The sequence below is a fragment of the Stenotrophomonas sp. ZAC14D1_NAIMI4_1 genome, from assembly GCF_003086775.1.
GTDB lineage: Bacteria > Pseudomonadota > Gammaproteobacteria > Xanthomonadales > Xanthomonadaceae > Stenotrophomonas.
This window is the reverse complement of record NZ_CP026001.1, coordinates 3,046,081-3,070,203: the sequence shown is the minus strand read 5'-3', so window position 1 is coordinate 3,070,203 and position 24,123 is coordinate 3,046,081. Positions and strand designations below refer to the sequence as shown.

Here is a 24,123-nt window from a genome sequence, read left to right as displayed (position 1 = left end):
CCATCCCCCAAGTGGACCTGATCCCCATGAGCAACAAAGACGTCGTTCTCGCCTTCTCCGGCGGCCTGGATACCAGCTTCTGCGTGCCGTACCTGCAGGAGCGTGGCTACAACGTGCACACCGTGTTCGCCGACACCGGCGGCGTGGATGATGAGGAGCGCGATTTCATCGAGAAGCGCGCTGCCGAGCTGGGCGTGGCCAGCCACCAGACCGTCAACGGTGGCCCGGCCATCTGGGAAGGCTTCGTCAAGCCGTTCGTGTGGGCCGGCGAAGGCTACCAGGGCCAGTACCCGCTGCTGGTCTCCGACCGCTACCTGATCGTCGATGCCGCGCTGAAGCGTGCCGCCGAACTGGGCACCAACATCATCGCCCACGGCTGCACCGGTATGGGCAACGATCAGGTCCGCTTCGACCTGGCCGTGAAGGCACTGGGCGACTACCAGATCATCGCGCCGATCCGCGAGATCCAGAAGGAACACACCCAGACCCGCGCCTACGAGCAGAAGTACCTGGAAGAACGCGGCTTCGGCGTGCGCGCCAAGCAGCAGGCCTACACCATCAACGAGAACCTGCTGGGCCTGACCATGTCCGGCGGTGAGATCGACCGTTGGGAAGCCCCGGGCGAAGGCGCGCGTGGCTGGTGCTCGCCGCGCAGCGAGTGGCCGGAACAGGCCCTGACCGTGACCCTGAAGTTCGTCGAAGGCGAAGCCGTCGAACTGGACGGCAAGGCGCTGCCGGGTGACCAGATCCTGGCACAGCTCAACAAGCTGTTTGCCCCGTACGGCGTCGGCCGCGGCGTCTACACCGGCGATACCGTGATCGGCCTGAAGGGCCGCATCGTGTTCGAGGCACCGGGCCTGGTCTCGCTGCTGGCCGCGCACCGCGCCCTGGAAGACGCCGTGCTGACCAAGCAGCAGAACCGCTTCAAGCCGGACGTGGCGCGCAAGTGGGTGGAGCTGGTGTATGAAGGCTTCTACCACGACCCGCTGAAGACCGACATCGAGGCCTTCCTGAAGTCCTCGCAGGCCAAGGTCAATGGTGAAGTGGTGCTGGAAACCCGTGGCGGCCGCGTCGATGCGGTGGCCGTGAAGTCGCCGCACCTGCTCAACACCAAGGGTGCCACCTACGCGCAGTCGGCCGACTGGGGCGTGGAAGAGGCCGAAGGCTTCATCAAGCTGTTCGGCATGAGCTCGACCTTGTACGCGCAGGTCAACCGCGGTTGACCCACCTGCGCCGCTGGCGCGCCCCCTTGAACACCTAGGGGGCTCTCCAGCAGGCGCATTCCGGTAGCGCCGGGCCATGCCCGGCGGAATTCCACAGGATTGTTGATTCATGCTTGAACAGACGCTCGATCACCTGCAGGCCCTGGTGTCCTTCGACACCCGCAACCCGCCGCGTGCGATCACCACCGGTGGCATCTTCGATTACCTGCGTGCGAACCTGCCCGGCTTCAACGTCGAGGTGATCGACCACGGCGCCGGTGCGGTCAGCCTGTATGCCGTGCGCGGGACGCCGAAGTACCTGTTCAACGTGCATCTGGATACCGTGCCGGACTCGCCGCACTGGAGTGCTGACCCGCACGTGATGCGCCGCCTGGATGACCGCGTGGTCGGCCTCGGCGTGTGTGACATCAAGGGCGCGGCCGCTGCGCTGGTGGCCGCGGCCAATGCCAGCGATGGCGACGCCGCGTTCCTGTTCTCCAGCGACGAGGAAGCCAACGACCCGCGCTGCATCGCCGCGTTCCTGGCCCGTGGCCTGCCGTACGAAGCGGTGCTGGTGGCCGAGCCGACCATGAGCGAGGCCGTGCTGGCCCACCGTGGCATCAGCTCGGTGCTGATGCAGTTCGCCGGCCGTGCCGGCCATGCCTCGGGCAAGCAGGATGCGGCCGCCAGTGCGCTGCACCAGGCCATGCGCTGGGGCAACCGCGCGCTGGACCATGTGGAATCGCTGGCCTCGGCGCGCTTTGGCGGCCTCACCGGCCTGCGCTTCAACATCGGTCGCGTCGAGGGTGGCATCAAGGCCAACATGATCGCCCCGGCCGCTGAAGTGCGTTTCGGCTTCCGCCCGCTGCCGTCGATGGACATCGATGCGCTGCTGGCCACCTTCGCCGGTTTCGCCGAACCGGACGCCGCACTGTTCACCGAAACCTTCCGTGGCCCCAGCCTGCCGGCCGGTGACATCGCCGAAGCAGAACACCGCCGCCTGCTGGCGCGCGACGTGGCCGATGCGCTGGACCTGCCGATCGGCAACGCCGTGGACTTCTGGACCGAAGCCTCGCTGTTCTCCGCCGGTGGTTACACCACGCTGGTGTTCGGGCCGGGTGACATCGCCCAGGCCCACACCGCCGATGAGTTCGTGACGCTGGACCAGCTGCAGCGCTATACCGACGCCGTGCACCGCATCATCGCCGCCGGCGCCTGATACCTACCTTCTGACGAAACCGAAATGTCTCCTGCCCTCCAGCCCCACCGCCAGACCCGCCAGACCATCGTGCGCCTGCTTTCCAGCATGGCCAGCGCGAAGGAGATCAGCCAGTACCTCAAGCGCTTCTCGCAGCTGGACGCCAAGCGCTTCGCCGTGGTCAAGGTCGGCGGCGCGGTGCTGCGCGACGATCTCGAAGCGCTGACCTCCTCGCTGTCGTTCCTGCAGGAAGTCGGCCTGACCCCGATCGTGCTACACGGCGCCGGCCCGCAGCTGGATGCCGAACTGTCGGCCGCCGGCATCGACAAGCAGACCGTCAACGGCCTGCGGGTGACGTCGCCCGAAGCGCTGGCGATCGTGCGCCGCGTGTTCCAGCAGTCCAACCTGCGCCTGGTCGAGGCCCTGCAGCAGAACGGTGCGCGCGCCACCTCCATCACCGGCGGCGTGTTCGAGGCCGAGTACCTGGACGTGGACACCTACGGCCTGGTCGGTGAAGTGAAGCGGGTCAACCTGGCCCCGATCGAGGCCAGCCTGCGCGCCGGCTCGATCCCGGTCATCACCAGCCTGGGCGAGACCGCCGGCGGGCAGATCCTCAACGTCAACGCCGATTTCGCCGCCAACGAGCTGGTGCAGGAACTGCAGCCGTACAAGATCATCTTCCTCACCGGTACCGGCGGCCTGCTGGACGAGTCGGGCAGCGTGATCGATTCGATCAACCTGTCCACCGAGTATGACCACCTGATCGCGCAGCCGTGGATCCACGGCGGCATGAAGGTGAAGATCGAGCAGATCAAGGATCTGCTGGATCGCCTGCCGCTGGAATCGTCGGTGTCGATCACCCGGCCGGCTGACCTGGCCAAGGAACTGTTCACCCACAAGGGCTCGGGCACGCTGGTGCGCAAGGGCGAAAAAGTGCTGCGCGCCACCGGCTGGGACGAACTGGACCTGCCGCGCCTGAAGGGCCTGATCGAATCCAGTTTCGGCCGCACCCTGGTGCCGGACTATTTCGAGAAGACCAAGCTGCTGCGCGCCTATGTCAGCGAGAACTACCGCACCGCGGTCATCCTCACCGACGAAGCCGAAGGCGTGTACCTGGACAAGTTCGCCGTGCTCGACGATGCGCAGGGTGAGGGCCTGGGGCGTGCGGTCTGGAACGTGATGCTGGAAGAAACCCCGCAGCTGTTCTGGCGCTCGCGCAACGGCAACCCGATCAACCATTTCTACTACGCCGAGTCCGACGGCTGCTACAAGCAGAACACCTGGAAGGTGTTCTGGTTCGGCGCCGATGGCATCGACCGCATCAAGACCTATGTGGACCACTGCGCGGCGCGCCCGCCGAGCCTGCAGGACTGAGTGCGATGAGCCACGCCGACGCCTGGACCACCGTTCCCACCCTGCGCGGCCAGCACGTGATGCTGGAGCCGTTGCAGCGTGACCACGTGCCCGGCCTGGCGGCGGCATTGCAAGGCAGCGGCCTGGACCAGCTCTGGTACACCCAGGTGCCTTCGCCGGAGCAGGCAGGGCACTACGTGCAGGCCGCGCTGGACGTGCAGGCCGAAGGCAAGGTGCTGCCGTTCGTGATCCGCGATGCGGCCGGCGACATCGTCGGCAGCACGCGCTTCTATGCGCTGGAGCCGGGCGTGCCCCGGCTCAGCCTCGGCTACACCTGGTACGCCCCGCGCGTGCAGCGCACCGGGGTCAACACCGAGGCCAAGCTGCTGCTGTTGCAGCACGCGTTTGAAACCCTGGGCTGCATCAGCGTGGTGCTGGAAACCAGCTGGTTCAACCACACCTCGCGCGCCGCCATCGCCCGCCTGGGCGCCAAGCAGGACGGCGTGCTGCGCAACTACACCCGGCATGCCGACGGCACGCCGCGCGACACCGTCATCTTCTCCATCATCGACGCGGAATGGCAGGGCGTGAAGCGCCACCTGCAGCACCGCCTGGACCATCACGCATGAACGATTCGACTTTCACCCTGGGCATTGTCGGTGCCCGCGGCCACACCGGCGCCGAGCTGATCAAGCTGGTGGCCGCGCATCCGCGCCTGCAGCTGGCATTCGTGTCTTCGCGCGAGCTCGCTGGCAAGCGCCTGGCCGATCATCACCCGGAGTACCAGGGCGAGCTGCATTACGAGAACCTGGACGCCGATGCCGTGGCCGCCAAGGGCGTGGACGCGGTGATCCTGGCCCTGCCCAATGGCCTGGCCGCCCCCTTCGTGGCCGCCCTGCAGGCGGCCAAGCCGGACACCGTCATCATCGACCTGTCGGCCGACTACCGCTTCGATGGCCAGTGGTACTACGGCCTGCCGGAGCTGACCCGTGGCCGCTACCAGGGCCAGAAGCACATCAGCAACCCGGGCTGCTACGCCACGGCCATGCAGCTGGCGATCCATCCGCTGCTGGACCTGCTGGCCGGCCCGCCGCAGTGCTTCGGCGTGTCCGGCTACTCCGGTGCCGGCACCTCGCCCTCGGACAAGAACAACCCCGAGCTGCTGGCCGACAACCTGATGCCCTACGCGCTGACCAACCACATGCACGAACGCGAAGTGTCCGCGCAGCTGGGCGTGCCGGTGGAATTCATGCCGCACGTAGCACCGCATTTCCGTGGCATCACCCTTACCGCCAACCTGTGGCTGAACCGCGCGCAGACCCGCGAGCAGATCGTCGAGCGCTTCCAGCAGGCCTACGCCGCGGAAGCACTCGTGGAAATCGTGGATGAAGCGCCGTGGGTCAGCCGCATCGCCGGCCGCCATGGCGCGCAGGTGGGTGGCTTCACCCTGGCCCCGGGCAACAAGCGGGTCGTGGTCGTGGCAACCCTGGACAACCTGCTCAAGGGCGCCGCCACCCAGGCCATGCAGAACCTCAACCTCGCGCTGGGCATCGACGAACTGACGTCGATCCCGCACTGATACCGCCCAGACACCGCCTTCCCGGAGCCCCCCATGGCAGACCTTCTTTGGCAGAAGCCCGGCGTCGCCGTCGACGCCCAGATCCAGACCTTCCTCGCCGGCGATGACGTGATCCTCGATCGCGAATTCTTCCTGCACGATATCGCCGCCAGCGCCGCGCACGCGCAGGGCCTGCAGCACATCGGCATCCTCAGCCCCGACGAGCTGGAAGGCCTGCTGCGCGAACTGGAGGTGCTGGCACAGGACTTCCGCGCAGGCCGTTTCGTGCTCGATACGCAGTACGAGGATGGTCACTCGGCCATCGAAGCGCGCCTCACCGAGCGCCTGGGCGATGCCGGCCGCAAGATCCACACCGGGCGGAGCCGCAACGATCAGATCCTGGTCGCTACCCGCCTGTGGCTGAAGGAAAAGCTGCAGCGCGTTGCCCAGCTCAGTGCCGAAGTGGCCAAGGTCGCGCTGGACCGCGCGCAGGCCGAGAAGGACGTGCCGCTTCCCGGCTACACCCACATCCAGCGCGCCGTGGTGTCCTCGGCGGGCATGTGGTGGGCCGGCTGGGCCGAAGCCTTCATCGACAATGCCGTGCGTGCGCGTGACACCCATGCACTGGTCGATGCCAACCCGCTGGGCACCGCCGCTGGTTACGGCGTGAACCTGCCGCTGGACCGCGAACACACCACGGCCGCGCTGGGCTTTGCGCGCATGCAGATCTCGCCGATCTACGCGCAGCTGTCGCGCGGCAAGTTCGAGCTGGCCGCACTGGAAGCGCTGGGCGGTGCCACCCTCGACCTGCGCCGCATTGCCTGGGATCTTTCGCTGTTCACCAGCGCCGAGTTCGGCTTCGTCGCCCTGCCGGCGCAGTACACCACCGGCAGTTCGATCATGCCGAACAAGCGGAACCCGGACGTCATCGAGCTGATGCGCGCCACCCATGCCAGCGTCGCCGCTGCACGCACCGAGATCGAGCAGCTGCTGTCGCTGCCGTCGGGTTACCACCGCGACCTGCAGTCTTCGAAGGGCGCCATCTTCCACGGCTTCGGCCGCGGCCTGGCCGCGCTGGAACTGCTGCCGGCGCTGCTGGCCAACCTGGAATGGCGTGACGACAAGCTGCGCGCGGCCATCGATTCGGGCATGTACGCCACCGACGTCGCCGTTGAAGCCGCCGTGGCGGGCGTGCCGTTCCGCGAGGCCTACAAGGCCGCTGCGGCCGGTGCCGACAGCGCAGGGCAGGGCCGTACGCCGGAAGGCAGCCTGGCCGCCCGCGTGTCACCCGGTTCGGCCGCCGACCTGCGCCTGGACGAACTGCGCACGCGCTGGCAGGCGCTGGCCTGATGGCGGGCACCGTCTACCTGGTGCTGGCCATGCGCCGGCCCGACTTCAACGCCGCCGCCGTGCAGCCGCACCTGGATTTCCTCGATGCGCTGCGCGCGCAGGGCCAGCTGCAGCTGACCGGCGGATTCACCGATGGCAGTGGCGGCGCCTACGTGCTGTGCAATGTGGCCAGCCTGGCTGATGCACAGGCCATCGTCGCCACCGATCCGCTGGTGACGATGCAGGCCTCGCACCTGACCGTGCACGAATGGAACACCCGCTGAGGCGCACCTGATGACCCTGCACGCCACCCACGTCGCTTCGCCGTTCCCCGAACAAGCGCTGCCGCCGTGGCGGCGTGCGGTGCTCAAGGTGGGCAGCAGCCTGCTGGCCGCCGATGGCGGCGGCCTGTCGCCGCGCCATGCGCTGGGCCTGGCGCAGTTCGTGTCGGCCAACGTGCTGGCCGGGCGCGAAGTGGTCATCGTCTCCTCCGGCGCGGTCGCCGCCGGCCGCGCCATCCTGCCGCGTGCCGATGAGCCCGGTGCGGCGATGGCTGCGCGGCAGGCACTGGCCGCGCTGGGCCAGGCACAGTTGATCGGCCTCTGGCAGCGCTTCTTCGAGCGCCCGGTGGCGCAGGTGCTGCTGACCCACGACGACCTGCGCAACCGCCGTCGCTACCTCAATGCGCGCGCCACGCTCACCGAGCTGCTGCGGCTGGGCGCGTTGCCGGTGGTCAACGAGAACGACACCGTGTCGGTGGACGAACTCAAGCTTGGCGACAATGACAACCTGGCCGCCACCGTGGCCGCGTTGGTCGATGCCGATGCGCTGTTCATAGCGACCGACATCGACGGCCTGTACAGCGCCGACCCGCGTACCGTGGCCGATGCACGCCCGCTGCATGACGTCCCCGAGCTGGATGACACGGTGCTGGCGATGGCCGGTGGCGCCGGTTCGCGTGCCGGTACCGGTGGCATGCGGACCAAGCTGGAAGCCGCGGCGAAGGCCGGCCGGCTCGGCATCGAAACCTACCTGTTCAACGGCCGCAGCGGCGATGTCGTGCGCGCGCTGGCGCAGGATCGCCTGTTCGGCACCCGCATCCATGCCGCGCGCAGCCGTGAGGCCGCACGCAAGCACTGGCTGCGGCATGCACCGCTGGCCGACGGCGCGATCCTGGTCGATGCCGGCGCGGCGCAGGCGATGCGCGAGAAGGGTGCCTCGCTGCTGCCCGGCGGCATCACCGGTGCCGATGGCGATTTCCGCCGTGGCGACATGGTGCAGGTGTGCTGGAACACGCCGCAGGGCCGCCTCTGCGTCGCCCGTGGCGTCAGCCAGTACGCCGCCGATGATGTGCGGCGCATCGCCGGCCGCCATTCGCGCGACATCCAGGCCGTGCTCGGCTACAACTACGGCGGTACCGTCGTCCATCGCGACGATCTGGTGCTGCCATGACCGGACAGCAGGACACCCCCATGAGTGAGATTGAAGCGCAGGCACGTGCCTGCCGTGATGCGGCCCAGGTGGTTGCTGGCCTGGACAGCGCCGCACGCGGCAAGCTGCTGCAGGCCATGGCCCAGGCACTGGAAATGAACGCCGGGCTGATCCTGGCCGGCAATGCCCGTGACCTGGCGGCGGCACGCGAGAAGGGCGTCGGTAGCGCGATGCTCGACCGCCTTGCCCTGGACCCGGCGCGCCTGTTCGCGATGGCCGAGGCCGTGCGCGAAGTGGCCGCACTGCCGGACCCGGCGGGGCAGGTGACCCGCGACGACGTGCGCCCCAACGGCATCCGCGTACAGAAAGTACGCGTGCCGCTGGGCGTGATCGCGATGATCTACGAAGCGCGGCCGAACGTGACCGCCGAAGCGGCGGCGCTGTGCCTGAAGGCCGGCAACGGCGTGATCCTGCGCGGCGGCTCGGAGGCGATCCATTCCAACACCGCCATCGCCCAGGCACTGGCTGCGGCCCTGCAGGCCAATGGCGTGCCGCCGGCCGCAGTGACCGTGCTGACCGACCTGCGCCGCGAGGCGATGCTGGAGCTGCTGCAGCTGCACGAACTGATCGACCTGGCCATTCCCCGCGGTGGCGAAGGGCTGATCCGGTTCGTGGCCGAGCATGCACGCGTGCCGGTGATCAAGCACTACAAGGGTGTCTGCCACTTGTTCGTGGATGCCAGCGCCGACCTGGACAAGGCCATCGGCCTGCTGCTGGATGGCAAGTGCAGCCGCCCGGCGGCCTGCAATTCGCTGGAAACGCTGCTGGTCCACCAGGACGTGGCCGACACTTTCCTGCCGCGCGCGGCGCAGGCACTGGGCGAGCGTGGCGTGCAGCTGCGTGCCGACGGACGTGCGCAGCCGCTGCTGCCGGGCAGCACGGCCGCCACCGACGAGGATTACGCGGCGGAGTTTCTCGACCTGGTGCTGGCAGTACGGGTGGTGGATGATCTGGACGCTGCCATCGCCCACATCCGCACCTACACCTCCGACCACACCGAAGTGATCGCCACCGAAGACAGCGGCCATGCAGAGCGCTTCGTCAACGCGCTGCGTTCTGCCGTGGTGATGGTCAACGCGTCCTCGCGTTTCTCCGATGGGGGGCAGCTGGGGCTGGGCAGCGAGATCGGCATTTCCACCACGCGCCTGCATGCGTATGGGCCGATGGGCCTGGAAGCGCTGACGGTTGAACGTTTCGTGGTGCGCGGCGAAGGGCAGACGCGGTAGGGGTTTGTCCTGCAGGGCTTGCAGCCCTGCACCCGCTGCAGATCTACGTCAACGTCAACGTCAAAGGCGGGCATTCCGTGGGATGGCGGGGTGGGTCCGGTTGAGGGGGACGCCGTAAACCCATCCTTGGGGGCTTGGTCGCGGCATCCATGCCGCTCACACCCCCTCAACCGGACCCACCCCGCCTTCGACAGTTTCCTGCGATCTGTCGGAACGGCGTTCTGCTTTGGTGGGTGCCGACCGTTGGTCGGCACGGGGTCGGCTATCGATTTCTGACAGAAAAATCGTGTCGACCAAGGTCGACACCTACCAACAGCCGCGCGCCCCAGTAGATCCACGCCATGCGTGGATGATTCATTCGACATCTGACAGATGTGCCGACCAACGGTCGGCACCCACCAACAGCCACCGGCCAACTGTCAGAGGCGGGGCGGTGTGGGTGGGCAGGACCGTTGGCGCCATGGATGGCGCCATCGAGCCCCCATGGGTGAGGGCGCTTTGCTTGCGAAGCACTGCTTCGCAAGCGCCCGAACGCACAGCCGCCAGCGGCTGGGCCGGACCCCGGAGGGGGGGTTACGGCGTGTCCTGCTCACCCACACCGCCCCGCCATCCCACGGAATGCCCGCCTTTGACGTTGACGTTGACGTTGACGTTGACGTTGATTCGGCAGGTGCAGGCCTGCAAGCCCTGCAAAAAAACACCCACCCCTTACAACATCGGCTGCCGCGTCAGTCCCACCGGCCGTGCGTTGTCATCCATGTGCAGCGTCACCGCCTTCGCATGCATCAGCTGCTCGGCCAGCGCATCGCTCGCACCCAGTGCACGGGCGATGTCCTGGCGGCTGGAATCCTCGCGCGGTGCACGCCGTTCCTTGCCACCAAAGCGGAAACGGTTGTACTCGGCCCAGGCGATCAGCAGCAGCGAGCAGCAGACCAGGATCACCGGCAGCGCAATCATCACGAACGGATCCACGTGCTGGCTGTGCTGGTACAGCTGCACGTAGGCCAGGTGCCCGCCCAGCAGCCATGAAACCAGGGTCACCAGCGGTGCCCACAGGTAGAAGTAGAAACCCCAGAACGCCAGGGTCACGAAGCCCCAGGCCGTGCGCTGCAGGCGCGGCTGCTGGCGCGACTTCTGGATCAACCGCGAATCGAAGCGGTTGGACGACTTTGTCTTGGTGGTGCCGCGGACGGTGCTCATCGGATCCCCCGGTCAGGGCTGACCCAGGTGGCACGCTTGCCGCGGCGCTTGAACAACGTCTTCGGCAACGCCACCAGGGTAGTGAAGAGGCTGATCAGCCAGTACGCCATCGGGTACCAGATGACCCAGAAGTAGTTGCGTCCAATGTGTGTTTCGTAACGACGATCGATGATCAGGCTGCTGGCGAACTGCAGCAGGCAGACCAGCGCCAGGATCACGCCGTGCCATTGCGGCAGCAGCGTGTCGATGTACAGCGGGGCCGGCAGCGGGATGAACTTGCCCAGCGCCCACAGCACCACGATCAGCAGCATGGTGTACGCCCAGAACACGCTGAGGATGTACTCCAGCAGCACGCCCCACATGCGCCGCTTGCGCCAGCTGAACAACGACGTGCCGTGCCGCAGCAGCACTTCCACGCCGCCCTGCGCCCAGCGCAGGCGCTGCCGCCACAGGCCCTTCAGCGTCTCCGGCATCAGGATGAAGCACAGCGCGTTGGGTTCGTAGCGGATGTCCCAGTGGTCCAGCTGCAGGCGCCAGCTGATGTCGATGTCCTCGGTCACCATGTCGTCGGCCCAGTAGCCGATGCGGTGCAGGGCCGTGCGACGGAACGCGGCAATCACCCCGGACACGGTGAAGATGCGCCCGTACACGCGCTGCGCGCGCTTGATCATGCCGATGATCGAGGAGAACTCGGCCACCTGCAGGCGGCCCAGCAGCGTGGAGCGGTTGCGGATGCGCGGGTTGCCGGTCACCGCACCCACGCGCGGGCCGCTGGTCAGGTGCCAGACCATCCAGTGCATGGCGTACTCTTCCAGCATCGCATCGCCGTCGATGCACACCAGGTACTCCGAGCGCGAGGCCAGGGCGCCCATGCGCAGTGCATTGGCCTTGCCCAGGTTGCGGTCCAGGTGCACCACCCGCAGGCGCGGGTGCAGGGCGGCCAATGCGTCCAGGCGGGCGCCGGTATCGTCGCTGCTGCCATCGTTGATGGCGATCACTTCGAAATCCGGATACCGCTGCGCCAGTGCCGCGCCGATGGTGTCGTCCAGGTTGTCCGATTCGTTGTGGCAGGGAATCAGCAGCGTGGCGAACGGGTAGCTGTCCATCGGCGGCGGATCGTTGCGCGGTCGCGACTTCCGCTCGCGCCGGAAGAAGTAGTACAGGCCGCCTGACATCCAGAAGAACGCCATCACCATCGGGTAGAAGAAGGCGAACTGGAACAGGGCATACAGCCAGGGGCTCATGTCCATGTCACTTCTCCGGGTACGGGAAGTTGCGCGCGGACATCGCGGCGCGCGCGTCCGTGGTCGACGGCTTGTCGGCGATGAAATCGTCCGGGTACCACGCGAAATGGCGCACGCCCTGCGCCTGCAGGCGGCGTACCTGCGCGCGCAGGCGCTGGCCGCTGATCGGCGTCTGCGTGCGCCAGTCCACGGTCTGCAGCTCGAACAGCGTGTGCTTCAGCTCGGGGTCGTGCGCGCGCACGGCGGTGACCAGGCGGTCCAGCCAGCGCTCGGGGTGCTTGCTGCCTTCCATCCACGGCATCGCCATCAGCGCGGTGCGGTCATAGGCGTGGTTGAACAGGTCCAGGCGCTGGGCGAACCAGCTGGCGCTCTGCGGTTCCAGTACCGGCTGCGCGTACAGGTTGCGCACCGTGCCCAGCTTCGGCCGCCAGCGCTGGGCGGTATCGCGCAGCTCCAGGGTGAAGTCGATCAGCGCCTGGGTGCGGCCGCCATCGGTGCCTTCCTGCGGCAGCTGCGCCAGTTCGGTGTCGCGCACATAGGCATCGTCATGGAACAGCAGGCCTTCGAAGTACGAGTTGATCGCCAGGTCTTCGTAGATGTCCTTGATGATCTGCCGCGCCTGCGGCTTGGTGAAGTCCAGGCGGTACATGCCGTCGCGTTCCGGGCTGGCGATGCCCAGCGCGGTGCGCTGCGCCGCATCGGGCAGCTCGTAGCCCAGCACCGGCAGCCAGGCGTAGACCTTCACCCCGGCGCGGGTCTTCAGCTGCCACGCCACGCGGTTGAACAGGTCCGCGCGCATCGGCATGTGGCGGTTGGGGAAGTACAGCGCGTCTGCGGTGTTGTTGCCATCGGGATCGGCGAAGGCCTGCAGGTAGACGTGGGTCGGGCCCACCGTCTTGACGCGGTCGATCAGCTTGTCGAGGTTGCGTGCCAGCTGTGCCGGGTCCGGGTCGTACACCGCATCCAGGTCGATCTGCAGCGCACGGGTGCCATCGAGGCTGACATTGCGGCGCAGTTCGAAGGCGAGCGAGCTGACGTTCGGGTTGTTGGTCACCAGCAGGCGGGCCAGGCCATGCAGGTCGGAAGTGACCGGCGTGCTGCGGCCTTCCAGGTCGAACGACACCGGCATGCCCAGTTGTTCGGCGATGTCGTTGCTCAGCTGGTTGTAGGCCGCATACGGCCACACGATCGCCTTCGGGGTGACGCCCAGTTCCTTCTGGATGCGCTTGACGCTCAGCGCGAGATCGTCGCGCAGGCGCTTCTCGTACTGCTGTGTGGTCTCGTAGCGCTGCGTCTGCGGGTCGTAGGTGCGGGTGATCACCGCCGGGGTCTGGTTGCCCTGCGGGTTGGACTGCACGCCGTGGTGCTGGTTGTCGGTATGGCTGGCCAGTTCGATCAGGCCACTGGCCTGCATTTCCCGCAGCTGGTCCCAGGTCAGGAAATCATCGTGGCCGAACGGGCGGTAGCCGTAGTCGATGGTGCGGCCCGGGGCCATGTCGACGTAATCGGTGATCACCGCCACCAGCGCGGGGTAGTTGTAGGCGCGCAGCAGCGGGTAGACGCGGCTGTAGACGCTGCGCAGGCCATCATCGAAGGTCAGCAGGACCGGCCGCGGCGGCAGCTGGGCTTCCCCGCGCGAGGCCTTGATCAGCTGCGACAGCGAGATCGGGTGGTAGCCGTGCGCGCTGAGCCAGTCCAGGTGCGCAGCGAAGTTCTGCGTGCTGACCGCGTAGGCATCGGCATCGCCCTTCTCACGCACATCGTCGCGGATGTCGTGGTAGCTCAGCACCAGCAGGCCGTTGTCGGCCGAATCCAGGTCGCGCTCCTGGGCAGCGGCCGGCAGGGCCAGCAGCACCAGCCCCAGCAGCAGCACGGTCATCAGGTTTCGAAGCATCCGTTCCATCTCACTCTCCCCAGCGCAGCGCGGCATCGAAGCCGATGTGACGTTCACGTTGGCCGTCGTAGACCGGCCGCGACCAGCTCACGCCGTACTCCAGGATCCTGCCCTGGCCGAACTGCCACTCGTGGCGATAGGCCACCGTGGGGATGAGCGAACTGCCGAACCCTTCCTGCCAGTAGTCGCCCAGCGACACCGTCAGGCGGTGCCGGAAGTGGCGCTCGTAGTGGCGCCACAGCTGCTGGTCGATGCGCAGGCCGATTTCCACCGAGCGGTCGCGCGAGGGATTGAAGTAGGGCGCATCGTCAAGCGAGCCGCGGCTGGTGTAGAGGCTGCCGAGGCCATCGACCACCACGCGCGGGCGGGTCAGCAGGCGCTGCTCGATGGCGGTGTTCAGGGTCTCGCGGCGGTTGCCGTCGTCGTAGCGGAACTGGCTGCCACCCAGGCTCCAGTGCGTGCGCTCGTTGCGGGTGTAGTCAACCGCCACCGCCACGCTGTCGGCGGTGATGCCCGACACGCGCGCCTGCATCGAGGCTTCCGGATCGTTGCGCGCGGCGGTCACGCCGGCGTGCCACTGGTCGTTGAACTGCCAGCCGAAGCCGCCGCGCAGGCCTGTGTCGCCGATGCTGTCGTTGGGGCGCAGCACGGCGGCCTCGGCATCGACGCGGCCGAAGCGGTAGCGTGCGCCCGCGCCCATCCACAGCGGGTTGATCTTCTGGTCCTGGAAGGTCACCGAACGACGGTCGGCGAAGGCGAACAGGCGCCAGCGGTCATCGAGGATCGGCGAGGCTACTTCGGTGCCGTAATGCAGGTCGTCGTTGCCCAGCGGTGAACTGCCGCCGCCGCCGGAACTGCGGCCGCCTTCCACCGTGGCCTGCAGCTGCCAGCCGCGGTGCGCGCGCCAGTCGCGGTCCATGCGCTGCACCGAGGGCTGGTTGGGGTAACGCTCGAGCAGATCGTCATGCAGCGGCCGGGCGAGGTCGTCGCGCTGCAGCTGCACGTAGGATTCGTACATGCCGATCCGCGGCGACACGTCGCGCGGGTCGAGGGTGTAGGCCATCTGGTGGCGCTCCAGCGCCCGTCGCGGCCAGCCGCGCATCTGGTAGACGCTGCCCAGTGCGGTCTGCAGGCCACCGTTGCCGGGCCCGACATCGACCAGGGCTTCCAGCTCGCGCTGTGCGGTGGGCAGATCGCCGCTGTAGGCGCGGATCATCGAGAGGTTGAGGTCGGCCTCGTAGCGCGCCCAGTTGGCATAGGGGCTCTTGCCGCCGCCCCAGCGCCATGCCGGCTCATCCTTCTGCCAGGCGTCCAGGTAGCCGATGGCCTTCTCGGCCTGCTCGGTCTCGAGATAGGCGTAGGCCAGCTCGGAACGGGACTCGAAGCGCGAAGGATCGTTCTTCACTGCCGCTTCCAGCAGCGGAATCGCCTCGTCCGGGTGCTGGGTGGCCATCATCGAATCGCCCACTGCCGGCAGCACGTAGTCGGGCAGGGCATGGCCTTCCTGCTGCAGGGCGCGCGCTTCGTCGCGCACCTGGGCATGGCGTGACAGGCGGTTGAGCAGGATCAGGCGGTCCATGCGGATGCGCAGGGGCGCCTGCGCCAGCGGCGTGCCGTCGCGCTGCACGTACTGCTCCATTTCCGCCAGCGATGCTTCGGCTTCGTCCAGGCGGCTGTCCTCGCTCTGGCCGTAGGCCAGGCTCCAGTTCACCCGCTTGGCGATGTAGTTCGCTTCCAGTCGTGCCTTCTGGTCGGCATCGAACAGGTCGGGCCGCGCCTGGTACAGGCGCCAGGCGCGGTCGGCGTTGCCGATATCGCCCAGGGTCAGCACCTGCAGCTTGTACAGCAGCGGATCGTTGGGCTCCTGCAGCTGCGAGCGCTCGATGGCGGCCAGGGCATCGACCCAGCGGGCCTGGTCACGGTAGTGGCCGATTTCAGCCAGCCGGTCAGCACGGCTGGCGGCGGGTGGCGGCGAAGCGGCATGGGCCCCGAACGCCAGCGCGGCGCAGGCCAGGCCGACGCAGAGCGCCAGCGGACGGTGGACAATCATGAAACCCCCTTAGCATCCCTACTTCAACGATGTGCTGAAAGTGTGACGCACATCACATGCCAACTGTGCCTGGCCGTCTCCCAAGGTGGCCAGAGCCTGCCTTTACAGCTAAGACGCAATAGTCCCGCCAGACCGGTCAAGCTCATCGCAACTCCCTGACAACCAAACACTTTTTCAGGTCTTTCAGCGGTGCCCAAGGCGCCCGCCGGGCGCCGCCGCGCCCTGACCCGGGGTCTGGAGCCGCCCAGAACGGCAGCCCCTCCGCGTCATGATTGGACACCCTACGTCAGCAGGTGCCGAAGCGATGTGTAGAAGCATCGTGAGAGAGACGTGCGCATCCCTTCAGATTCGAGATCCGACCACGTTCATCCACGCAGGACGTGGATGTTCCAACCGTCACACGGAAACTGTCGGGGGTGGGGTGGTGTGGGTGGGCAGGACCGTTGGCGCCATGGAGGGCGCCATCGAGCCCCCAAGGATGGGTTCACGGCGTGTCCTGCCCACCCGCACCGCCGCGCCCAGCAAACAGAAACCCAGAGCCGCTGTTGCCGTTGCCGTTGACCTTGGCAGGTGCAGGGCGCAGCCCTGCCGCAGCAACCCAACCCCTTACCAGAGGTCTTCCAGCTTGCGCGGCTTGCACGCCACCCACGACGCGCCCAGCATCAGCGCCGCGCAGCCGAACAGGAAGCCGAACGGCAGCCCCCAGCCATTGCTGACCGTATGCAGCCAGCCCACCAGGAACGGCCCCAGGCAGCTGAAGCTGTAACCCACGCCCTGCATGAAGCCGGACAGCGCCGCCGACCCGGTAGGCGTACGCGTGCGCAGGTTGATCAGGGTCAGCGCCAGCGGGAAGGTGGACGGGCCCACGCCCAGCAGCGCCGCCCACAGCAGCGGCGCCTTCAGCGGTGCCAGCAGCAGGCCGGTGAAGGCGATGACGAACGCGAAGAAGCCGATCAGCACCAGAGGGAACGGGTTCGGCAGGCGCACCGCCAGCGAGGGGATGACCAGTGACGGCAGCAGGCCCAGCGCCGAGAACACCGCCACCATCACGCCACCGAACGCCGGCGTGGCGCCGGCCTCGACCACGATGCGCGGCAGCCAGGTGAACATCGAATAGGTCATCAGCGAGGTCATGCCGAACATCAGCGTCATGCTCCAGCCCAGCGACGTGCGCCAGACCTTGCCGTGCGGCTGCGCGCTGGGGTCGCTGCTGTCCTGCACCGGCCTGGGCGCACGCTTGGCCAGCAGCAGCCAGGGCAGGGCGGCGGCCAGGGCCAGCAGTGCCCACATGCCCAGCGACACGCGCCAGCCAGCGGCATTGGCCACCGGCACCGCCAGCAGCGCCGGGGTCATCGTGCCCAGCTGCAGCACGCTGATGTACAGCGTGCTCATCGTGCCCACCTTGTTGGCGAAGTAGCGCTTCACCAGCGGCGGCACCACCACGTTGCCGATGCCCATGCCGGCCAGCGCGATCACCGAACCGAGCAGCAGGGTGCCGACGTTGCCGGCACTGGAGCGCAGCAGCAGGCCGGCCATGGCCAGGGTCATCGCCAGCAGCGTGGTGCGCTCCAGGCCCAGGCGCCGGGCCACGGCCGGGGTCGTCACGCCGAACAGTGCGAACGAGGCCGTCGGCAGCATGCCCAGCACGCCGGTCATGGTGGTGCCGAAGCCGAACTGCTGGCCCAGCACGTCCAGCAGCGGGGTGATGGAGGTGACCGCCGTACGCAGGTTGACCGCCGCCAGCAGGATGGCAACGAAGGCCAGCAGGCGGCCATGCAGCAGCGAGGGTGAGGGCGAAGTGGGGGACGTCATGCGGGGGTCCTTGCAGGTGGCGCACGCCGCAACGTGGGCGTGCAGCGCCGCACCGGACAGCGCCGGTGAGGTGGGTGGGGGAAAGGTGGCCATTGTACGTGGCGCGATGCGCCCGGTCCTGTCGGCGCTGACTGTCGCGATCCGCACATCCTGAAGTCCGTTGTCACAGCGCGGCGGAAATCCGCTCTGTTCCCGCGAATCCGTTGTGTTTCCAGCGTTTGCGTGGCGCACGCCCAGCCAACGGCAGGGCACGCTGCGCTGCGCTCAAGTGCAGGCTGTTTGCGCCATTGCTAGGTTCGGGCCAAATCCAATACGGAAGGATGGTGGGGTGGCAAGGACGTTGATTGTGGTGGGGGATGCGACCAGCAGCGGGGGCCGGGTGATTACCGGTTCGCCTGCGACCGACATCGAGGGCAAGCCTGTGGCGCGGGTAGGTGACAAAGCCACCTGCCCCAAACATCAGGTCGTGGCGTCCATCGTCAGTGGTGATTCCACCCTGGTGTTTGAGGGCCAGCCGGTGGCGCGTGACGGCGACAAGCTGTCGTGTGGGTGCTCGCTTATCGCCGGGCAGCAGTCGCTGGTGTTCGTGGATGCCGGCGGTGGCGGCGGCGCAGGCAGCGGACCGGTGGCGCAGACCGCGCAGGCGGCGGGTGCCACTTCACCCGCAGCGCTCGCGCCTGCCGCGCCGACGGCTGAAAAGGCGGTAACGGCAGCGTGGATGAAGACGGCAATCCGGTGGATCCCTACGGCGGGCCGACCACCGGTGACGTGGCCGACGGCATCCGCGATGTGGTGGGCGATATCCAGCAGCGGGTGCGCGGCAAAGCCAAGCCGGATGCGCGCGCTGAGCCGACGGCCAAGGCGCGGGAGGTGGACTGCTCGCAGATGCCCGACGAGACCGCGTGCAACGAGTGCCTGCTGAAGGAGGGGGTCATTGGCCCGCCGATCACCCCGCGCTTCGTTACCCAGGACAATCTGATCAACTACGAGTACCAGCTATACATTGCCAACCTGCGCTCGGCGCCGCTGCGATTTGGATTCATGGTGGCGGACAAGGCCGATCCAGATCGGCGGTTGTTCTCGGTGGATACACTGTTTGACTACCTTGAGCGCGATGGGTTCTCCCGTACCGTGCAGGAGTGGCACTTCAACGCCTGTGAGTTTGATGGCTTCTGGTTGAAGGACTGCACGGTGGTGGAGGCGAAGGGGAGGTATGAGCAGTTTCTGGATGAGAAAGGGAGGCCAAAGTACAACTTTGTGGAGGATGGTGTTTTTGTTCCCTTTAGGGACGAGATGATGAGACAGCGCGCTGCAATTGCTATTGCCGGTCCGCAAGCGAAGCTCTTGTGGTGTTTTATGCAGGCACGGACGATGCAAGCTGCCATCGCTCTTGGCCGTGTCGACCCCGTGATCTGCAGATACGAGCCCTTCTCGGGAGGAGGTCTATGATTATCGATGCGCAAACCAACTTCTGCACAATACCGGGGTCGCGATCACCGGAGCAGGTTCTGACTATGGCTGTGAACGTTACCAAGGGCCTGGCAAGGATTTGTCCTTCGATGACAGACTGGTACGCGCTTCCTTCCAGCCGGGAGGAGAGGACGGTGTCGCTGAAGGATTCAGAGGCGATCCTGATGAAAATGGCGAGAAATATTGAAGGCCTTCGCACTCGATTTGGTGATTATGAAGAGCTCGGTGCCTCCATCATTCTGAGTAACGTTGACAACAATCGGGACTGGCGCAAGCCTGGGGTTGTAGTTCTTTCGTTGAATCCGAGAAACGGCTCTAGCTACTTTAGGATAAGTGGGATTGAGCCTTTCGGAGAAGCCGTCTCGTCGATCATGCTCAACGCGATGATTTGCTTGGTAAAGGAGATGAAGCCTGCGTTCGCCTGCACGGACGTCAAAGCCGAAACTCCCGATAAGGGCCTTGTGGCCTATCAATTTGACCGGCGCCTGTATCAACACCGGGAATTCTTCGGTTGGATGGGCTTCGTGCCCGCGCAGATCACCCACGCGCAGATGCGCGACGCGAATGCCGTCCACCCGATTGATGGCCTGGGAACGGTGATCGTCTCGGTGCCGGGCGTGTTCGACCCCACCGACGACGTGCAGGTGGACAAGGTGCACCGCGTCGAAATGGATCTGGCCAGCTACGATCTGTTGCCGGTGACCGATCCTCACCTAAAGGGCTGAGCACGACCACGACCGCCCCGCACTCTCTCGCAGCGCTTCCACCGCGCGCAGGGTGACGCAATCCGCACAACCCCCATCCTGCCGCGCGGCACAACGGCGCTTGCGGCTTAACACTGCCAAGCCTTTGCGCCCCTAGGTTCTGGACGCCCGCAGACGCTGTGCAACAATGTCGCGAATCGTACGAATTGTTGCAGTGGCGCGTTTGCCCATTGGCACATCGTGCGTTGGCGTTTACACCTTCGCATGCCACCGGAAAAGGGTGGCCGGGACTGCAAAACCCGAGCTGACTTGTTGTATACGCTTGCCAGCCGGCGTCGCTTCGCGCGGCGCCGGCTGGCATTCCGTTCGCGTTCCATGGCGGGCGGTGCGTGGGGGTGTGCGCAAGCACATCCGCCCGAACGAAGTCAGCCGGGTTTTTGCAGCCACGTATCGCCCGCCGCTTTTCTGCGGCGGCTTCACTGTGTTCCTTGCATGGAGAATGCCCATGAAGACGTCTGATACTTCCTTCCCGCCCACCGGTCACGCGCCGGCCAATGCCGATACCGCTGGCGAGCCCATCACCTTCGTCGCGCAGTTGCGTGGCATCGACGGCGGCGGCGCATCCGATGGCCGCCCCTGGCCAGAGCCACAGCTGGCCCCAGGCCGGCGCATCGCACTGGCCGATCTGGATTGTGCGCTGGTGGGGCTGCGCACCGTGCATGACATCCTGCTGGCGGCCGAGCGGGCGCGGCAGGATGGCGGGCCGGACCAGGATGTGGGCGAGCGCATCGTGGAGGGGCTGATGCAGGCCTGCCGGGCGCTGGCCATGTATGCCAGCCTGAACGTGCGGCCCTGCTGAAGGAACGCGGCGGGGCAGGGCGGCTGCCTTGCCCCGTTGCAGGCCCGGGCGACAGGCACAAAAAAACCCGGAGGACTGTCGTCTTCCAGGCTTCTTGGTGACCACTGAAGTGGTCGGGGAGACAGGATTCGAACCTGCGACCTCTACGTCCCGAACGTAGCGCTCTACCAGACTGAGCTACACCCCGAAGGGAGCCGCCTATTCTATCCATTCACCCCGATGGCGGCAAGGGGTAAATGGTGTTTCTTCACATTGCCGGAGCAATGGAACCCTTCAGGGAACAAAAAAGCCTGGAAGACTTCACCAGGCTTCAATGCGACCACCAAAGTGGTCGGGGAGACAGGATTCGAACCTGCGACCTCTACGTCCCGAACGTAGCGCTCTACCAGACTGAGCTACACCCCGAAGGAGCCGCCTAAGATACCGTGTGAAGGCCAAGGCGGCAAGGCTTTTTTACAGCTCAGCGACTGTTTTCTTTCTCAAGGCGGTTCCGCTCGCGCGATTCGAACCACATGCCGTTGAGGATGGCCACGGTGGAGGCCAGGCCAGTGCCGAGGATCCAGGCGAAATACCACATGCTCGTATCTCCTTCGTTCGGGGCATGTGCCGGCCGTGGCCGGCACAGAGTGCTCATGGTGGGTGCCGACCGTTGGTCGGCACATAGGCAATCCATCAATACGCGTTCGGGTTGTCGCCCATCTCTTCAACCGTCGTCTTGCCCTTCAGCACGCGGTACACCCAGGTGGTGTAGGCGAGGATGATCGGCAGGAAGATGGCCGTGGCCAGCAGCATGATCCACAGCGTGAGGTGGCTGGACGAGCTGTCCCAGACGGTCAGGCTGGAGGTGGGCTGGCTGGAGGACGGCAGCAGGAAGGGGAAGATGGCGAAGCCGACGGTGAGGATGATGCCGGCGATGGAGGCGCCCGAGGCGATGAAGGCCAGGCCGCCGCGGCGTGCACGCAGCAGCACCGCACTGGCCAGCGCACCCAGCAGGCCCAGCACCGGGAACACGATCGTGGCTGGCATGCTGCTGTAGTTGCGCAGCCAGCCGCCGGCAGCGGTGCCGATCGCTGCGGTCTTCAGCAGCGGGTTGGTCGGGCCATCGGTCACCACCTGCGAGGTGATCTGGTAGCCGGGCAGGCCGAAGGCCACCCAGACGCCCGCCACGGCGAACAGCACGAAGCTGATGAGCGCGGCGATGCTGCCGTAGCGCGCGGCACGTTCGGCCACCGGGCCGTCGGTCTTGATGACCAGCATGGCCGCACCGTGCGACACCAGCATGGCCACGCTGACCAGGCCGGCGATGAGGGCGAACGGCGTGAGCAGGCCGAAGAACGAACCGGTGTAGGTCACGCGCAGGGTGTCATCGAAGTGGAACGGCACGCCCAGCAGCACGTTGCCCACCGCCACGCCCGCAATCAGGCCCGGCAGCAGGCCACCCACGAACAGCACGCGATCCCAGTTGTCGCGCCAGCGCTTGGACGGCATCTTGCTGCGGTACTTGAAGCCGACCGGCCGCAGGATCAGGCCGAACAGCATGGCAAACACCGCCAGGTAGAAGCCGGAGAAGCTGACCGCATACAGCGGCGGCCAGGCGGCGAAGATCGCGCCGCCCCCCAGCACCAGCCAGACCTGGTTGCCTTCCCAGACCGGGCCGACGGTGTTGATCACCAGCCGGCGTTCTTCATCGGTTTTCGCCACGAACGGCAGCAGGGTGCCAACGCCGAGGTCGAAGCCGTCCATCACCGCCCAGCCGATCAGCAGGATGCCAAGCAGCAGCCACCAGATCACGCGGAGCGTGGTGTAATCAAGTGCAATGAATTCCATCTGGATTCTCCTGCCTCAGGCCTGTCCGGCAGCGGCTGCAGTGGGGGAAACAGGCCGGATGTCAGCCTGCAGCGTCGGCAGGATGTCGTCCGGGCCGGTGCGGATCGCCTTCAGCATCAGCTTGATCTCGATGATCAGCAGCACCGTATAGAGCGCGGTGAACACCGCCAGCGTGGTCAGGATTTCATGCAGGGCCAGGCCCGATGCCGCGTAGAAGGTGGGCAGCACGCCATCCACCGCCCACGGCTGGCGGCCGTACTCGGCCACGAACCAGCCGCATTCGATCGCGATCCACGGCGCCGGCAGGCTCCACACGGCCAGCCTCAGGAACCAGCGCTTGTCCTGGAAGTTGTTGCGGCAGGAGTAGTAGAACGCCAGGGCGAAGAAGGCGATGAGGTAGAAGCCCAGGCCCGCCATGATGCGGAAGGTCCAGAACAGCGGTGCCACGCGCGGCACGGTATCCATCGCCGCCTTGGAGATTTCCTCCGGCGTGGCGTTGAGGATGTCCTCGCGGTAGCGCTTCAGCAGCAGGCCGTGGCCCAGGTCCTGCCAGTGGCGGTCGAACATCTCGCGCGCCTGCAGGTCGGTCTTGTCCTTCTTGATCCGCTCCAGCGCGCCATAGGCGATCTGGCCACCGCGGATGCGGTGCTCGGCGCGCTCCACCAGTTCCAGGATGCCGGGAATCGGCTGGTCCAGCGAACGGGTGGCGATCAGGCCCATCAGGTACGGGATCTTGATCGCGTAATCGTTCTGGTGGGTGGCCTGGTTGGGAATGCCGAAGGCGGTGAAGTCGGCCGGCGCACGCTCGGTTTCCCACATCGCTTCGATCGCGGCCAGCTTCATCTTCTGGTGTTCGCTGGCGGCGTAACCGCTTTCGTCACCCAGCACCACCACCGACAGCGAGGACAGCAGGCCGAAGGCTGCGGCCACCGCGAACGAACGGCGGGCCATGTCCTTGTGCTTGTTGCGCAGCAGGTACAGGGCGCTGATCGACATCACGAAGATGGCGCCGGTCACGTAGCCGGCACTGACGGTGTGCACGAACTTGGCCTGTGCCACCGGATTGAGCAGCACGGCGGCGAAATCCACCACTTCCATGCGCATCGTGTCCGGGTTGAACACCGCACCGGTCGGGTTCTGCATCCAGCCGTTGGCGATCAGGATCCACACCGCCGACAGGTTGGTGCCCAGCGCCATCAGCCAGGTGACGGTGAGGTGCTTGACCGGGCTCAGGCGCTTCCAGCCAAAGAAGAACAGGCCGATGAAGGTAGCTTCCAGGAAGAACGCCATCAGGCCTTCGATGGCCAGCGGCGCACCGAAGATGTCACCCACGTAGTGGCTGTAGTACGACCAGTTCATGCCGAACTGGAATTCCATCACCAGGCCGGTGGCCACGCCGATGGCGAAGTTGATGCCGAACAGCGTGCCCCAGAACAGGGTCATCTGCCGCCAGACCTGCTTGCGGGTCATGACGTACACGCTCTCCATGATGGCCACCATGAAGGACAGGCCAAGCGTGAGCGGTACGAATAGGAAGTGGTACATCGCGGTCAGAGCGAATTGCAGCCGCGACAGTTCTACGACTGTCTGATCAATCATGGCCTGGCTACCTCGTGGATAGTGCCGTTGCGGGTGGCGGGAAGGGTGGTCTACGGGTGAATGATGTGACCGACTACTTCAAACAGCCTTGATCCAGATCAATGTAT

Annotated in this window: 20 protein-coding genes, 2 tRNA genes and 1 pseudogene; 13 read left to right on the top strand and 10 right to left on the bottom strand. The window is 66.4% G+C overall.

What is annotated here, in order from left to right; genetic code table 11:
* The first annotated feature begins 26 nt into the window (after positions 1 to 26).
* From C1927_RS14175 to C1927_RS14135, 9 genes are all read left to right on the top strand, one after another.
* Positions 27 to 1,223 carry an argininosuccinate synthase gene (locus tag C1927_RS14175; protein WP_079222520.1) on the top strand — a complete coding sequence of 399 codons (1,197 nt, stop codon included), beginning with the start codon at positions 27 to 29 and terminating at the stop codon, positions 1,221 to 1,223.
* A gap of 109 nt (positions 1,224 to 1,332) precedes the next feature.
* Complete coding sequence (locus C1927_RS14170; RefSeq protein ID WP_079222519.1) at positions 1,333 to 2,421, top strand: acetylornithine deacetylase; 1,089 nt, start codon at positions 1,333 to 1,335, stop codon at positions 2,419 to 2,421.
* A gap of 24 nt (positions 2,422 to 2,445) precedes the next feature.
* The gene (locus tag C1927_RS14165) at positions 2,446 to 3,774 is read left to right on the top strand and encodes an acetylglutamate kinase (protein ID WP_079222518.1); all 1,329 of its coding nucleotides are present in this window, start codon (positions 2,446 to 2,448) and stop codon (positions 3,772 to 3,774) included.
* 5 nt (positions 3,775 to 3,779) lie between these two features.
* Positions 3,780 to 4,382 (top strand): GNAT family protein, encoded by a 603-nt coding sequence (locus tag C1927_RS14160; protein WP_079222517.1) that lies wholly within the window; start codon positions 3,780 to 3,782, stop codon positions 4,380 to 4,382.
* On the top strand, positions 4,379 to 5,332 hold the full coding sequence (gene argC / locus C1927_RS14155) for an N-acetyl-gamma-glutamyl-phosphate reductase (protein WP_108747040.1): 954 nt from the start codon (positions 4,379 to 4,381) through the stop codon (positions 5,330 to 5,332). Before C1927_RS14160 ends, argC begins: the two co-directional genes overlap by 4 nt.
* Before the next feature lie 33 nt (positions 5,333 to 5,365).
* Positions 5,366 to 6,661 carry an argininosuccinate lyase gene (gene argH, locus C1927_RS14150; RefSeq protein WP_079222515.1) on the top strand — a complete coding sequence of 432 codons (1,296 nt, stop codon included), beginning with the start codon at positions 5,366 to 5,368 and terminating at the stop codon, positions 6,659 to 6,661.
* Entirely contained in the window at positions 6,661 to 6,924 is a 264-nt protein-coding gene (locus tag C1927_RS14145) for a YciI family protein (RefSeq protein WP_079222514.1), read from the top strand. Before argH ends, C1927_RS14145 begins: the two co-directional genes overlap by 1 nt.
* Positions 6,925 to 6,934: 10 nt before the next feature.
* Positions 6,935 to 8,092, top strand: coding sequence for a glutamate 5-kinase (gene proB / locus C1927_RS14140; RefSeq protein WP_079222513.1), 1,158 nt, complete (start codon positions 6,935 to 6,937; stop codon positions 8,090 to 8,092).
* Positions 8,089 to 9,357, top strand: a complete 1,269-nt coding sequence (locus C1927_RS14135) for a glutamate-5-semialdehyde dehydrogenase (RefSeq protein ID WP_108747039.1) — start codon at positions 8,089 to 8,091, stop codon at positions 9,355 to 9,357. The genes proB and C1927_RS14135 overlap by 4 nt, the downstream gene beginning before the upstream one ends.
* A 708-nt stretch (positions 9,358 to 10,065) precedes the next feature.
* Here C1927_RS14135 and pgaD read toward each other — a convergent pair.
* From pgaD to C1927_RS14110, 5 genes are all read right to left on the bottom strand, one after another.
* Positions 10,066 to 10,557 (bottom strand): poly-beta-1,6-N-acetyl-D-glucosamine biosynthesis protein PgaD, encoded by a 492-nt coding sequence (gene pgaD / locus C1927_RS14130; protein ID WP_108747038.1) that lies wholly within the window; start codon positions 10,555 to 10,557, stop codon positions 10,066 to 10,068.
* Positions 10,554 to 11,807 (bottom strand): poly-beta-1,6-N-acetyl-D-glucosamine synthase, encoded by a 1,254-nt coding sequence (pgaC, locus tag C1927_RS14125; RefSeq protein WP_079222510.1) that lies wholly within the window; start codon positions 11,805 to 11,807, stop codon positions 10,554 to 10,556. The genes pgaD and pgaC overlap by 4 nt, the downstream gene beginning before the upstream one ends.
* Position 11,808: 1 nt before the next feature.
* Positions 11,809 to 13,704 (bottom strand): poly-beta-1,6-N-acetyl-D-glucosamine N-deacetylase PgaB, encoded by a 1,896-nt coding sequence (gene pgaB / locus C1927_RS14120; RefSeq protein WP_108747037.1) that lies wholly within the window; start codon positions 13,702 to 13,704, stop codon positions 11,809 to 11,811.
* 1 nt (position 13,705) lies between these two features.
* Entirely contained in the window at positions 13,706 to 15,745 is a 2,040-nt protein-coding gene (gene pgaA / locus C1927_RS14115) for a poly-beta-1,6 N-acetyl-D-glucosamine export porin PgaA (RefSeq protein WP_108747036.1), read from the bottom strand.
* 606 nt (positions 15,746 to 16,351) lie between these two features.
* On the bottom strand, positions 16,352 to 17,557 hold the full coding sequence (locus C1927_RS14110; protein WP_079222507.1) for an MFS transporter: 1,206 nt from the start codon (positions 17,555 to 17,557) through the stop codon (positions 16,352 to 16,354).
* Positions 17,558 to 17,762: 205 nt separating this feature from the next.
* On the opposite strand from C1927_RS14110, the pseudogene C1927_RS21890 reads away from it, so the two are divergent.
* From C1927_RS21890 to C1927_RS14090, 4 genes and pseudogenes are all read left to right on the top strand, one after another.
* Positions 17,763 to 18,110: pseudogene (locus tag C1927_RS21890) on the top strand (PAAR domain-containing protein); the annotation flags it as partial.
* A 161-nt stretch (positions 18,111 to 18,271) separates the two neighbouring features.
* Positions 18,272 to 19,006 (top strand): Tox-REase-5 domain-containing protein, encoded by a 735-nt coding sequence (locus tag C1927_RS14100; protein WP_108747035.1) that lies wholly within the window; start codon positions 18,272 to 18,274, stop codon positions 19,004 to 19,006.
* A 155-nt stretch (positions 19,007 to 19,161) separates the two neighbouring features.
* Positions 19,162 to 19,752, top strand: coding sequence for an Imm52 family immunity protein (locus C1927_RS14095; protein WP_159096649.1), 591 nt, complete (start codon positions 19,162 to 19,164; stop codon positions 19,750 to 19,752).
* Between the two features lie 484 nt (positions 19,753 to 20,236).
* On the top strand, positions 20,237 to 20,590 hold the full coding sequence (locus tag C1927_RS14090) for a hypothetical protein (RefSeq protein WP_108747033.1): 354 nt from the start codon (positions 20,237 to 20,239) through the stop codon (positions 20,588 to 20,590).
* Between the two features lie 110 nt (positions 20,591 to 20,700).
* Here the strand turns inward: C1927_RS14090 and C1927_RS14085 are convergent.
* The 5 genes from C1927_RS14085 to C1927_RS14065 all read right to left on the bottom strand — a co-directional run bounded on the left by C1927_RS14085 (position 20,701) and on the right by C1927_RS14065 (position 24,016).
* Positions 20,701 to 20,777, bottom strand: a tRNA-Pro gene (locus C1927_RS14085).
* Positions 20,778 to 20,918: 141 nt separating this feature from the next.
* A tRNA-Pro gene (locus C1927_RS14080) sits at positions 20,919 to 20,995 on the bottom strand.
* 55 nt (positions 20,996 to 21,050) lie between these two features.
* Positions 21,051 to 21,167, bottom strand: a complete 117-nt coding sequence (cydX, locus tag C1927_RS14075; protein WP_079222503.1) for a cytochrome bd-I oxidase subunit CydX — start codon at positions 21,165 to 21,167, stop codon at positions 21,051 to 21,053.
* A 95-nt stretch (positions 21,168 to 21,262) separates the two neighbouring features.
* Positions 21,263 to 22,417 carry a cytochrome d ubiquinol oxidase subunit II gene (gene cydB / locus C1927_RS14070; RefSeq protein ID WP_079222502.1) on the bottom strand — a complete coding sequence of 385 codons (1,155 nt, stop codon included), beginning with the start codon at positions 22,415 to 22,417 and terminating at the stop codon, positions 21,263 to 21,265.
* 15 nt (positions 22,418 to 22,432) lie between these two features.
* A complete protein-coding gene (locus tag C1927_RS14065) occupies positions 22,433 to 24,016 on the bottom strand; it encodes a cytochrome ubiquinol oxidase subunit I (RefSeq protein ID WP_079222501.1) in 1,584 nt (527 codons plus the stop codon).
* Positions 24,017 to 24,123: the final 107 nt, after the last annotated feature.

Coding starts and splice junctions, on each gene's coding strand:
- cydX (WP_079222503.1), bottom strand. CDS start 21,167: ATGTGGTATTTCGCCTGGATCCTCGGCACTGGCCTGGCCTCCACCGTG.
- C1927_RS14175 (WP_079222520.1), top strand. CDS start 27: ATGAGCAACAAAGACGTCGTTCTCGCCTTCTCCGGCGGCCTGGATACC.
- proB (WP_079222513.1), top strand. CDS start 6,935: ATGACCCTGCACGCCACCCACGTCGCTTCGCCGTTCCCCGAACAAGCG.
- C1927_RS14170 (WP_079222519.1), top strand. CDS start 1,333: ATGCTTGAACAGACGCTCGATCACCTGCAGGCCCTGGTGTCCTTCGAC.
- argC (WP_108747040.1), top strand. CDS start 4,379: ATGAACGATTCGACTTTCACCCTGGGCATTGTCGGTGCCCGCGGCCAC.
- pgaC (WP_079222510.1), bottom strand. CDS start 11,807: ATGGACATGAGCCCCTGGCTGTATGCCCTGTTCCAGTTCGCCTTCTTC.
- argH (WP_079222515.1), top strand. CDS start 5,366: ATGGCAGACCTTCTTTGGCAGAAGCCCGGCGTCGCCGTCGACGCCCAG.
- C1927_RS14160 (WP_079222517.1), top strand. CDS start 3,780: ATGAGCCACGCCGACGCCTGGACCACCGTTCCCACCCTGCGCGGCCAG.
- pgaD (WP_108747038.1), bottom strand. CDS start 10,557: ATGAGCACCGTCCGCGGCACCACCAAGACAAAGTCGTCCAACCGCTTC.
- pgaB (WP_108747037.1), bottom strand. CDS start 13,704: ATGGAACGGATGCTTCGAAACCTGATGACCGTGCTGCTGCTGGGGCTG.
- C1927_RS14065 (WP_079222501.1), bottom strand. CDS start 24,016: ATGATTGATCAGACAGTCGTAGAACTGTCGCGGCTGCAATTCGCTCTG.
- C1927_RS14135 (WP_108747039.1), top strand. CDS start 8,089: ATGACCGGACAGCAGGACACCCCCATGAGTGAGATTGAAGCGCAGGCA.
- pgaA (WP_108747036.1), bottom strand. CDS start 15,745: ATGATTGTCCACCGTCCGCTGGCGCTCTGCGTCGGCCTGGCCTGCGCC.
- C1927_RS14110 (WP_079222507.1), bottom strand. CDS start 17,557: ATGACGTCCCCCACTTCGCCCTCACCCTCGCTGCTGCATGGCCGCCTG.
- cydB (WP_079222502.1), bottom strand. CDS start 22,417: ATGGAATTCATTGCACTTGATTACACCACGCTCCGCGTGATCTGGTGG.
- C1927_RS14165 (WP_079222518.1), top strand. CDS start 2,446: ATGTCTCCTGCCCTCCAGCCCCACCGCCAGACCCGCCAGACCATCGTG.
- C1927_RS14145 (WP_079222514.1), top strand. CDS start 6,661: ATGGCGGGCACCGTCTACCTGGTGCTGGCCATGCGCCGGCCCGACTTC.
- C1927_RS14090 (WP_108747033.1), top strand. CDS start 20,237: ATGAAGACGTCTGATACTTCCTTCCCGCCCACCGGTCACGCGCCGGCC.